Source organism: uncultured Lutibacter sp. (genome assembly GCF_947495725.1).
Classification (GTDB): domain Bacteria; phylum Bacteroidota; class Bacteroidia; order Flavobacteriales; family Flavobacteriaceae; genus Lutibacter.
Genome location: NZ_CANLZZ010000007.1, coordinates 19,337 through 31,003 on the forward strand (window position 1 = coordinate 19,337; position 11,667 = coordinate 31,003).

12 protein-coding genes and 1 tRNA gene are annotated in these 11,667 nt (G+C 27.3%); 7 read left to right on the forward strand and 6 right to left on the reverse strand.

All coding sequences use genetic code 11. From position 1 onward, the window contains the following. The first annotated feature begins 70 nt into the window (after positions 1-70). From Q0776_RS15070 to Q0776_RS15080, 3 genes are all read left to right on the forward strand, one after another. Positions 71-910 carry a universal stress protein gene (locus Q0776_RS15070; protein ID WP_298370016.1) on the forward strand — a complete coding sequence of 280 codons (840 nt, stop codon included), beginning with the start codon at positions 71-73 and terminating at the stop codon, positions 908-910. 12 nt (positions 911-922) lie between these two features. Beyond that, positions 923-1,312, forward strand: a complete 390-nt coding sequence (locus Q0776_RS15075; protein ID WP_298370018.1) for a hypothetical protein — start codon at positions 923-925, stop codon at positions 1,310-1,312. Positions 1,313-1,754: 442 nt separating this feature from the next. Then, positions 1,755-2,192, forward strand: a complete 438-nt coding sequence (locus Q0776_RS15080; protein ID WP_298370021.1) for a hypothetical protein — start codon at positions 1,755-1,757, stop codon at positions 2,190-2,192. Here Q0776_RS15080 and Q0776_RS15085 read toward each other — a convergent pair. The 3 genes from Q0776_RS15085 to Q0776_RS15095 all read right to left on the reverse strand — a co-directional run bounded on the left by Q0776_RS15085 (position 2,184) and on the right by Q0776_RS15095 (position 5,499). Next, on the reverse strand, positions 2,184-4,256 hold the full coding sequence (locus Q0776_RS15085) for a tetratricopeptide repeat-containing sensor histidine kinase (RefSeq protein ID WP_298370024.1): 2,073 nt from the start codon (positions 4,254-4,256) through the stop codon (positions 2,184-2,186). The two genes, Q0776_RS15080 and Q0776_RS15085, sit on opposite strands and share 9 nt — an antisense overlap. Positions 4,257-4,357: 101 nt before the next feature. Next, positions 4,358-5,065: a M15 family metallopeptidase gene (locus Q0776_RS15090; RefSeq protein ID WP_298370026.1), complete on the reverse strand. Its 708-nt coding sequence runs from the start codon at positions 5,063-5,065 to the stop codon at positions 4,358-4,360. Continuing rightward, complete coding sequence (locus Q0776_RS15095) at positions 5,062-5,499, reverse strand: GNAT family N-acetyltransferase (RefSeq protein WP_298370028.1); 438 nt, start codon at positions 5,497-5,499, stop codon at positions 5,062-5,064. Before Q0776_RS15095 ends, Q0776_RS15090 begins: the two co-directional genes overlap by 4 nt. A gap of 118 nt (positions 5,500-5,617) precedes the next feature. Here Q0776_RS15095 and Q0776_RS15100 point away from each other — a divergent pair, with 118 nt between their 5' ends. Continuing rightward, positions 5,618-6,043: a GNAT family N-acetyltransferase gene (locus Q0776_RS15100; protein WP_298370030.1), complete on the forward strand. Its 426-nt coding sequence runs from the start codon at positions 5,618-5,620 to the stop codon at positions 6,041-6,043. Between the two features lie 58 nt (positions 6,044-6,101). Further along, positions 6,102-6,174, forward strand: a tRNA-Gly gene (locus tag Q0776_RS15105). 46 nt (positions 6,175-6,220) lie between these two features. On the opposite strand, the gene Q0776_RS15110 is transcribed toward Q0776_RS15105, so the two are convergent. After that, positions 6,221-6,865: a rhomboid family intramembrane serine protease gene (locus Q0776_RS15110; protein ID WP_298370034.1), complete on the reverse strand. Its 645-nt coding sequence runs from the start codon at positions 6,863-6,865 to the stop codon at positions 6,221-6,223. 106 nt (positions 6,866-6,971) lie between these two features. Between Q0776_RS15110 and Q0776_RS15115 the strand changes: the two genes are divergently transcribed. Beyond that, positions 6,972-7,865, forward strand: coding sequence for a lysophospholipid acyltransferase family protein (locus Q0776_RS15115; RefSeq protein WP_298370037.1), 894 nt, complete (start codon positions 6,972-6,974; stop codon positions 7,863-7,865). A gap of 45 nt (positions 7,866-7,910) precedes the next feature. Here Q0776_RS15115 and Q0776_RS15120 read toward each other — a convergent pair whose 3' ends face one another. Together Q0776_RS15120 and glmM are read right to left on the reverse strand one after the other, a co-directional pair. Next, positions 7,911-8,759 carry a hypothetical protein gene (locus Q0776_RS15120; RefSeq protein ID WP_298370040.1) on the reverse strand — a complete coding sequence of 283 codons (849 nt, stop codon included), beginning with the start codon at positions 8,757-8,759 and terminating at the stop codon, positions 7,911-7,913. Positions 8,760-8,764: 5 nt separating this feature from the next. Beyond that, positions 8,765-10,150, reverse strand: a complete 1,386-nt coding sequence (gene glmM / locus Q0776_RS15125; RefSeq protein WP_298370043.1) for a phosphoglucosamine mutase — start codon at positions 10,148-10,150, stop codon at positions 8,765-8,767. 107 nt (positions 10,151-10,257) lie between these two features. Between glmM and rlmD the strand changes: the two genes are divergently transcribed. Further along, positions 10,258-11,667 (forward strand): 23S rRNA (uracil(1939)-C(5))-methyltransferase RlmD, encoded by a 1,410-nt coding sequence (gene rlmD / locus Q0776_RS15130; protein WP_298370046.1) that lies wholly within the window; start codon positions 10,258-10,260, stop codon positions 11,665-11,667.

An 11,667-nucleotide genomic window follows, 5' to 3' on the forward strand; every position in this document is an offset into this window, starting at 1 on the left:
GTTGATATAAATCATTTTGAAAAAAAATATTTGGCTTTAACTTTAAGTAATAACTAAAATTTGTTGACCAATGAAAAATATTTTAATTCCTACTGACTTTTCAGATAATTCGTGGAATGCTATTGAATATGCATTAAATTTTTATAAAAATATTCCTTGTAATTTTTATTTATTAAATGTTTCGCTAATTTCAAATTATCCTGTTGGAGATAGCGCTATTATTTTATCTAACACTTTAGTTGAAAACAAATTATTACAACAATCTAAAACCGCACTAAAAACCTTAGTAAAAAAAATAAAAAAATCCTTCTCAAATACTAATCATAATTTTTATAAAATATATAAATACGATTTTTTTATTGATGCAATTAGAAGTGTTATAGAAGATAAAAAAATTGAACTTATTATAATGGGTACCAAAGGAGCTTCTGGTTTAAGTGAAGTAATTGTTGGAAGCAATACAGGAGACTTAATTACCCAGGTTCATTGTCCTGTTTTAATTATTCCAGAAAATGCAGTTTTTAAAACTCCTAAAGAAATAGCATTCCCTACAGATTATAATATTTACTATCAAACAAAAGTTTTAAAAACTATATCCGAATTTACCAAACTTTACGATTCTGCTATTAGAATTTTACATATAACCAAAAAGAATGAACATCTTACCGATTTTCAACTAGATAATAAAGAATTTTTAAATGATTATTTTTTAGATGAAAAACACAGCTTTCATAGATTAACAAATAATAAAATTGAAAACGGAATTCAATGTTTTGTTGAAAGCCGAGACACTAATTTAATAATTATGGTAGCAAAAAACTTAAATCTATTTCAACGAATATTATTTAAACCTACTGTTGAAGAAATAAGTTACCATGTAGAAATACCATTTTTAGTTTTACACGAATAAAACAAATTTATTATGGAAAATAGTTCACTTTTTTTGGCTGAATTTTGGGGTTGGTTACTAATAATATTCTTTTTTATTTTAAGTTTAAATCCAAAAAGAAACATTCAAATTATTAAGGATTTAGAAGATCAAAAATTCGCAATCCTTATTTCCTTTATTACCATAATTTTTGGACTTTTAAATATATTGTTCCATAATATGTGGGAAAGTAACTATAAACTAGTAATTACATTATTAGGTTGGTTTTGTTTTATTTTCGGTCTTTCACTTTTTATTTTTCCAAAGAAAACAACAAAAAACATAAACTATGTAAATATTAAATTTGTACAGATAATTTATATTCTATTATTTTTTATTGGAATTTATTTGTTAAATGTAGCTTATAGAATTGTGTATTATTAAACACAAAAGGGTGATAACAATCATATTGTAAATTGATGATGATCATATATTTTTTTAAAATTTCATAATACTTTTATTGTGTTATAATTTAAAACTTATAATTGAGTTAAAAAAATTACATTGAAAGAGTTATAAAGAGTTTAAGTGGGCAGTATTAATTAGGTTTTAGTTATTAAATAAAACTTAATAATTAGAACAACAAAAATTATATGTTAGTTAAATTCTTTAATTGAGAGTATTAGGTGGCTTAATGATTAGATGAGAATTTTGGTTGGAAATACAATCTAAATTGTAAGTTGTTAGAAAATTAAACACTAATCTCTTAGGGAAACAGGGAAGTTATTCACTTCCCTGTTTTTTATTTTAGAAATTGACCATTCTCATTTTATAATACCATTTCTAGAAGTACTTTTAAATAGTAATAATATTAAAATTATATCCTATGAAAACTAAAATAAAAAAAGAATGGCCTGGAAAAATCAAAGGAATTAATGAACTGCACAATAATTCAAAAAAATGGCTATCTGAAATTGAATTCACCAAATATGAAATTCAATTTTTATCACACTTACTTAGCTCAAAATATATCGATTATTTAGATTCTGGATTATTCAAAAAAATTAGCGAGTTTAGTTCGGCTATTTTTAATAAGAAAAAAGATTTTACAGATCTAAAAGAACTTGTATTAGAGCATGAGAAAACACTTTCTAACTTAATTAATCAAAACGCTATTGTTGGTAATACAAATTATTTAGCAACACACGAAAAAATTGGGAAAGAAATAAATATAACTCTTAAAGATTATAAAAATTTGAAATTACAAATATTTGATATTGTTGAAGGTGTAATGCGCTTAAAAGATCAAAAAAAACTAGCTTAAACTACCGTTAGATGTACAAATTGGCAATGTAAACGTAAAGGTGCTTCCTTCATTTATTTTAGATGAAATAGAAATTTCACCGTCATGCTTTGCTATAAATTCTTTACATAAAACCAAACCAAGACCAGATCCTTGTTCGTTTGCTGTTCCGGTTTTTGAGCCTATATTATCAACATTAAATAAATTTTTCACAGCATCAGAAGACATTCCTAACCCATTATCCTTTACTGAAATTAACACCTTGTTTTCTTCTAAAACAGAATCTATTTTAACACACCCTCCTTTATTAGTAAATTTAATAGCATTCGATAGCAAATTTCTTAAAATAGTGTTCAACATGTTTTTGTCGGCATAAACATATAGATTATGATGTACGTTATTATAAATTGAAATTTCCTTATTAATTGCTTGTACTTCTAATAATGTAACCACATCTGCAACCTGTTTAACAATTTCTATTGTTTCAGGTTCAAATTTTAATTTTCCAGATTGCGAGTTTGCCCAAATTAATAGGTTATCCAATAAATCAGAAGCTTTTATTGCAGATCCTTTTATAATTTTTAAAAATTTTAACCTTTTTTCTTCATCATAAATATTTATATTTTCAATTAATAATACCGCAAAACCCTTAATTGAATTAAATGGATTTTTTAAATCGTGTGCTATAATAGAAAAAAACCTATTTTTAGTTTTATTTAATTGTTTTAAATTATTGGCTTGAGATTTAATCTCTTCATTCATCTTACTAATTTGATGATTTCTGAATTCTAATAAGTTGTATGCTTTTTTTAATGAAGTTTGCTGGTAAATAAGAATAACAATTAAAAACGCAAATATTAACATTGAGATAATTAATCCGTAAGTAACTTTTTTCTCATTTTCAAGTCTAATTTGAGTTAATTTACTTAATTCCGAAAGTTCATCAATTTTAAAACTCGATTTTTCTAATTCATTTAATGCTTGAAATAATTGAACTTTTTTACTTCTTTCAATTTTTTTAAGACTATCACTTATTACTTTGTGTTTTTTTAATAGTTCTAAAGATTTTAATTTATTTCCCGAATTTTCAAATGCCAAGGATAAATTATTTAAAATTTTTAATTCAACCTCAGACGATTTTGTTTTTTTTATTATTTCAAGCCCTTTATTACCATAAAAAATAGCCTTGCTATAATCTTTTGTCAAATTATTTAATTCAGAAAGGTTTAAATAAATTATTTCCAATAAACCTTTATCCTTTTTTTCTAATGCAATTTCTAATGCTTTTAAGAAATAATTTTCAGCTTTTTTAAAATTACCCATAGCCAAATAACAATCTCCAATATTATTAAAGTTTGTTGCGAAAGAATCAGCCTCATTCAATAATTTTTCAATTTCAATTGATTGGTTGTAGTAATCTATTCCTTCCTTATAATTTCCACTATCGGAACTTACATTTCCAAGATTTGTATAGCAAGCAGATAATCCATAATTATCTTCTAAATCTTTATATATCTTTAAGGCGTCTTCTAAATATTTCCTTGCAAAATTGTAATTCTCAAAACCATAGTACAAATTTCCAATATCAACAAAGTTTGCCGCTACTCCACTTTTATTTCCAATTTTTTGATATGTTTTTAATGATTTAAAATAATACTCTATAGCTTTATCCTCCTGATTTAAATTATAATAATTATATCCTATATAATTTTCAATATTAGCTACAGATTTTAAGTTTCCCAAAGCCAAATACTCTTCTAATGCCTTGTTATAATTTAGTATTGCATTTTTATAATCATTTGTTAATTCAAAATAAATCGCAATCCAATATAAACTTTCAGCAATTTGCTCACTAGATTTAATTTTTTTAGCCTTTTCCAACGCTTCTTTATAATATATATAAGAAGAATCGAGCTTTTTTTTACTATAAAAAGAGCTTCCTAAATTTAATAACTTTGAAATATTTATGGAGTCTAATACAAATGTTTTGGAAATATGGTTATTATCTATTCCCGATCCCAATGATTGAGAATTACCTCTTATTGCTATAAGAAGCAAAAATAAAAAAACAATATTCTTAAACATAAATTAAGATTGGGGTTAGCTATATTGACAAATTAGACTAAGTCCTATTTATCAACCATGTACAAATTTAATATATTTTTTGGATAAACTATTAAATTTAGCTATTGTAAACTTGGATTTATATCCATTATGTTCTCTTGAAAGTATTTATTAAGAAAGCCAGCGTTAAAATACAAAAAACCTTTAGGTTTAAACTTGGCATAAAACTTTTTTAAATCTATTTCTTTATATTCCTTTAGCATTATTCCAGAAAGCGGTTTGTAACTATAATGCCAAGGCTCGTATTTAAATCCTTTTCTTTCAATATTAGAATTATAAACCAAATAAAATCCATAACGCTCAGAATTTTTATCCATCCATTTTTTTAATTTTGAATAAATCCCGTTTTCAGCATAATTTTTCTCATATAAAATTGATTTAGGAATAGGAACCAAACCATCAATAACATCAATATCTGTTCCCCAATGATGGCGTGAAGTTCCTGGTATTGTTGAATATTCTATAATTTTTTCTATTGCTTGTCTTGGTGATAATCCTTGAGAAATATACTTATTATACTTTCTATTCCAAATACTTTTCTGACTTTTAAAACTTCTATAACCCGAAACAATTTTTATTTCAATACCATCTTTTCTTGCAGCATTTTGCATTTTTTGAAATGCTTCATAAGTATCTTTTTGTAACTTAATTACATCACCTACAAGTTCAATACCTCCAAGACCAGTTAATGCTTCCAAAGAATATTTTTCTTGTGAAAACAAATTAGAAATTAGTAGTATATGTAAAAAAAGTAACAAGTTTTTTATCATTCATTTAAATATTTAAACATTACATAATGTTCGCCAATATACTCTACATCAAATTTCTCTCCAAAAGTACTCATTCCTTGCTTTTGATAAAACTCAACAGCAATTTTACGCGCATTACACCACAAGCAATCAATGTGTAAATCTTTTAAAATTTCATATGCTTTATGCATCATTATTTTCCCTGCACCTAAACCTTGAAATTCCTTTAAAGTTGCCATTCCTCTTAACTGGTATTGAGTTCCTCGAAAGTTATTGTTTTTAGCTTTCATATAACTCGAAACCGCAATTATTTTAGCATCTTTAAAAGCACCCAAATGAAAGGTATCCTTGTCTAAATCGCCATTAAATTCAAAAGGTAATGGAATACCTTCCCTTAACACTTTTTTTCTGATTTGGTAAGTATCTTGAGGTTCTATTTTTCTTATTTCAATCATTTTAATTTTTTTTATACTTGTATAATAAATTAATAAAAAAAATATTCCGAAATAGGCTATGGCATATTCAAAAATATTTTCCTATAATTGATCAATACAATGCTAATTTACTATTTAAATGGAAAACATTGAAATTAAATTAATTCCAAAAGAGCAAATTGAAATTGCCCTTCCTTTAGTAGAAGAACTAAACCCTAATATTGAGAAACAGATTCTAAAAATAAGATTACTAGATATGGCAACACAACATTATAAATGTGTTGGAATGTTCCATTTTAATAAATTAGTTGGAATTTCGGGGCTTTGGTTTTTAACCAGGCATTATTGTGGAAAAGTTATTGAACCCGATCACGTTATAATTACAGAGCAATATAGAAACAAAGGATTGGGTAAAATTCTATTTAAATGGATATATAATTACGGCCAAAGTATTGGTTTTGAAGCAACTGAATTAAACACGTACATTCATAACGTAAAGTCCCATGCTTTCTATGAAAATGAAGGATATAAAAAGTTAGGATTCCACTACTTAAAAATATTTTAATTTTATTAAAAAAAGGTTTGCAGAAGTAAAAAAGGATTGTATATTTGCATCACCAATTGCGAGAGTAGCTCAGTTGGTAGAGCTTCAGCCTTCCAAGCTGACTGTCGCCGGTTCGAGCCCGGTCTCTCGCTCAAAAAAAAAGCCAAACAAATGTTTGGCTTTTTTTATGCATTAAATTTACTTCAATCTGTTCCCAAATAACAATAGTAAAACAATTGGTACACCTAAAATTATTACAGTTGATAAACTTATTGAAAAAACTTGAGGATACACCAATAACATTAAAGCATAACCTCCTATTGCACCTCCTAAATGTGCCGAATGGCCTACATTTCCAAGTTGCTTTTTCATTCCATAAATAGAATATAACAAATACCCAATACCAAAAATATAACCAGGAATAGGAATTGGTAATGGAAACATCATTAAACTCATATTAGGGTTTAATAATATTGAAGCATAGATAATTCCGGCTACTGCTCCTGAAGCTCCAACAGCACTATAATATAATTCATTTTTATGGTAGGTTAAAGTTAGTACACTTCCTGCAATTAAACTTCCAAAATACAGTATTAAAAACTTTATAATTCCCAATTTTATAATAATAATTGGAGCAAAAATATATAATACATACATGTTTAAAATAAGGTGTATATAATCTACATGTAAAAAACCAGAAGTTAACATCCTTATTTTTTCACCTCTATTTATCGCTCCTATTTGAAATTTAAATTTTTCAAAAAAAAGTCGATCACCAAATCCTTTTATTGAAGCAATTACATTAATGGCAATTAAAAGCAACAGTATTTTATCAATATTCATTTAATCTTAATTTTAATATTAGCGAATGTATAAAAAAAATGATGATAATGGTTTTAAAGTTATTTACTGATTAAGAAATTAAATACGATATTTGCATCCTTATATTATGAATTTTATAACTTACATACTTGTTTACCCACTAATTTGGTTGTTATCAATACTACCATTTCGTTTACTATATATTATTTCCGATTTCATTTTTCTACTGCTATATTACGTAGTAGGTTACAGAAAAAAAGTAGTTTATGACAATATAAAACTTGCATTTCCAGAGAAAACGGATAAAGAAATAAAACAAATTAGAAGAAAATCGATGAGTCATTTTGTTGATATTTTTATGGAAATGATTAAATCTTTTACCATTTCAAAAAAAACATTAGACAAACATTACACTTATACAAATGCCGAATTGTTAAATGAGGTTTTTAAAGATGGAAAAAGTGCCATTTTAACAGGTTCGCATTATGCTAATTGGGAATGGATTTTAGGCTTAGATTCTTCTGTTAATTACAAAACTTATGGCGCATTTACTAAAATAAGCAACCCTTATTTTAATAATAAAATATTAAAATCTAGATCACGTTTTGGTGTAAATTTAATATCAACTTCTAAAACAATTTCTGAAATAAATTACAACCATAAAAATAACATCCAAGCCATTTATGGTTTATTAAGTGATCAATCTCCTCAATTGAAAAAAACTTTTTATTGGAGGGAATTTTTCGGAGTAAAAGTTCCAATCCATACAGGTACAGAAATGCTAGCTAAAAGGTTTGACTTAAATATTATTTTGTTTGAAACAAAAAAATTAAAACGAGGATATTATGAAACCACTTTTAGTTTAATCACAAATGATGCAAAATCTTATAAAGATTATGAATTAACAGATATTTATTTAGACAAATTAGAAGCTCATATTTCCAAACAACCCGAATACTATTTTTGGACTCATAGACGCTTTAAACATAAAGATAAAGCTCCTAAAAACAAATCCATATAAGTTTAAATCATTCTTTATTATTGAGAATTACACCAATTAACACCCCTATTTTAAAATATTAAATCTAGCTCCAAAAACATACATATTTTCAAAAAATGTAAAATGTTGCTTTGCACTATCAGAAGTACTTGCTGTAGTTCTAATATCTCCCATGTTTATATATCCAGCTTTTATATTAGACTGAATAAAAAAGCATTTAAAAAAAGTAATATTTAAACCAACGTGAGCCGAAACTCCATAACCCGATACATGAAATTGGTCATAACGTTCTTTACCCAGTAATTTTGTATTAGTTTTTGGGTACAATACACCTACTCCAACACCTTCAGTTAAATTTATATCTATATTTTTTATAGGGAATTTTAACCAATTATCTAAATTATCAAATCTACTAACTTCAACATTAACATAGTTTAAGCCATCGGTGTGTTCAAAGGTTAAGAAATCTTCCGACAAATTGATAACATTTCCTGTTGAAGTATAAATTTCACTTCCAGCAGGTAAACTTCCACTATAATTAACTGTTTGATTGTTGCGCATTACATATTTCATATGATCTACGCCTAATGCCACAGTATAATTTTCTTTAAAGAAATATCCAATTCTAAAATTTGTTTGTGGAATGGTAATTTCATCAGGTTTAAAATAGTAAATACCAAATGGTTTTGGTTTATCATCACTTACCACATCCTTTAATGTAAAATTATAATCCTCTCCTTTAAAAGTGATGTCTGAATTTGAAAAATGACCTCTATTCCATCCCCAATACACAAACATTTTCCCTTTATTTGATTTTGAATCGTGGTAATCAATCTTTTTTATTTCTTCAGTTTCATTTTGCGAATAAAACACAACAGAAAACAGCATAAAAAATACTGCAATAACTTTTTTCATAACTTTTATTTTGAAATCTCTTTTATTTCATTAATTATTCTAACAGCCAATTCGTCTGCACTTAATTGCGATGTACTTTCTGTATAAATTCTTATTATAGGTTCTGTATTTGATTTTCTAAGATGTACCCACTCGGTTTCAAAATTAATTTTAACACCATCAATTGTAATTACATCTTCTTTAGAATATTTTGTAGCCATTTGCTCTAAAATAGCATCAACATCAATTTCCGGAGTTAATTCAATTTTATTTTTACTCATAAAATAGCTAGGATAACTATCTCTTAACTCTTTACAGCTCATTTTTAAATTTGCCAAATGCGATAAGAATAATGCAACACCTACTAAAGAATCTCTTCCATAATGAGATTCTGGGTAAATAATTCCACCATTACCTTCTCCTCCTATTATGGCATTGGTAGCTTTCATAAGCTCTACAACATTTACCTCTCCAACGGCACTTGCTTTATAGGTTCCGCCATGTTTTTCAGTAATATCTCTTAAAGCCCTTGAAGATGATAAGTTAGAAACTGTATTTCCTTTTGTTTTACCTAGTACATAATCTGCACAGGCAACTAATGTGTATTCCTCTCCAAACATAGATCCATCTTCATTCACAATTGCTAACCTATCTACATCAGGATCAACAACAATTCCAAAATCGGCATTTTCCTTTACTACAAGTTCTGAAATATCTGTTAAATGTTCTTTTAAAGGTTCTGGGTTGTGAGGAAAGTGTCCATTTGGCTCACAATAAAGTTCTACACATTCAACTCCTAATTTTTCTAATAAAGCCGGAATCGCAATTCCTCCTGTAGAATTGACAGCATCAACTACCACTTTAAATTTGGCTTTTTTAATTGCCTCAACATCAACCAAGCTTAAGTTTAAAACCTCCCTAATATGTTTATTTATATAACCTTGCTTTTTTCTATACTTACCCAAATCATCAACTTCAGAAAAATCAAACGCATCGTTTTCTGCAATTTCCAATACTTTTTCTCCATCATTTGCATTTAAAAACTCACCTTTTCCATTGAGTAATTTTAACGCGTTCCATTGTTTTGGGTTATGACTAGCGGTAATTATTATTCCTCCATCCGCTTTATCTAAAGTTACGGCAAGTTCAACAGTTGGTGTTGTTGATAAACCAACATCATTTACGTTTATACCTAATCCAACCAATGTATTACTTACCAAACTACTAACCATTTTACCCGATATACGAGCATCGCGACCAATTACAACAGTTAACTCTTTTTTACTTGTTTGTGCTTTTAGCCACATCCCATAAGCTGCAGCAAATTTAACAGTATCAATTGGGGTTAAATTTGTTGAAACTTTACCTCCTATTGTACCTCGTATTCCCGAGATTGATTTTATTAATGCCATATCTAAATTTAAGTGCAGCAAAGGTAATTTTTATTGGTATAACATAAAATAAAAAAGGTGCTGAATTTAAGATGTGATTTTTTGTTGTAAAATGGTACATTTGCAAAATGGCGAGAAGAAAAAAACAACTTATTTTTGAGAATATTGAAGTTATTGATGCTGGGGCACGTGGTAAAACCGTTGCTAAAGCACCTGATGGTCGTGTAATTTTTTTATCTAACGCAGTTCCTGGGGATGTTGTAGATATAAAAACAGGTAAAAAGCGAAAAGCATATTATGAAGGTCAGGCAATTAAATTTCATACATATTCTAAAAAAAGAACAGAGCCCGTTTGCGAACATTTCGAACATTGTGGTGGTTGTAAATGGCAGAATATGGCATATGAACATCAATTGGCTTACAAAGAAAATGAAGTAATAAACAACTTGGTAAGAATTGGTCATTTAGAATTACCAGAAGTTACTCCTATTTTAGGTTGTGAAAAAACTTATTTTTATAGAAATAAAATGGAATTTTCTTTTTCAAATAGTAGATGGCTTACTTTAGATGAAATCAATTCTGAAGAAGAAATTGACAATAGAAATGCTTGCGGGTTTCATATTTCGGGAATGTGGGACAAAATTTTAGATGTTAAAAAATGTCATTTACAAGAAGACCCTTCAAATGACATAAGAAATTTTATTAAAAATTACGGGATTGAAAATGATTTAGAATTTTATAACCCTAGAGACCAAGATGGTTTATTACGAACTATTATGCTTCGAATTTCTTCAACAGGAGAAATAATGGTTGTTATTCAGTTTTTTAAGGAAGACAAGGAAAAACGCGAAGGATTATTAAATGCTTTATCTGAAAAATTTCCTGAAATTACTTCTTTACAATATGTAATAAACAGTAAAGGAAACGATACTTTATACGATCAAAATATAATATTATTTAAAGGTAAAGATCATATTTTTGAAGAAATGGAAGGATTAAAATTTAAAATTGGTCCTAAATCATTTTATCAAACAAATTCTACGCAAGCATATGAGTTGTATAAAATAACACGTGATTTTGCTAATTTATCGGGAAATGAAGTTGTTTACGATTTTTATACTGGAACAGGAACTATTGCTCAATTTGTTTCTAAACAAGCAAAAAAAGTAATTGGTGTAGAATCGGTTCCAGAAGCAATTGCCGATGCAAAATTAAATGCACAATTTAATAACATTAAAAACGTTGAGTTTTATGCTGGTGATATGAAAGACGTTTTTAATGATCAATTTATTGCTAAACACGGGCAACCAGATGTAATTATTACAGATCCGCCAAGAGATGGTATGCATAAAAATGTTGTTGCAAAAATATTAGAAATTTCACCAAAACGAATAGTTTATGTAAGTTGTAATTCGGCAACACAAGCAAGAGATTTAGCTTTAATGAAAGACAATTATAATATTATTAAAACACAAGCCGTTGATATGTTTCCACAAACACATCACGTTGAAAATGTGGTACTTTTAGAATTAAAATAG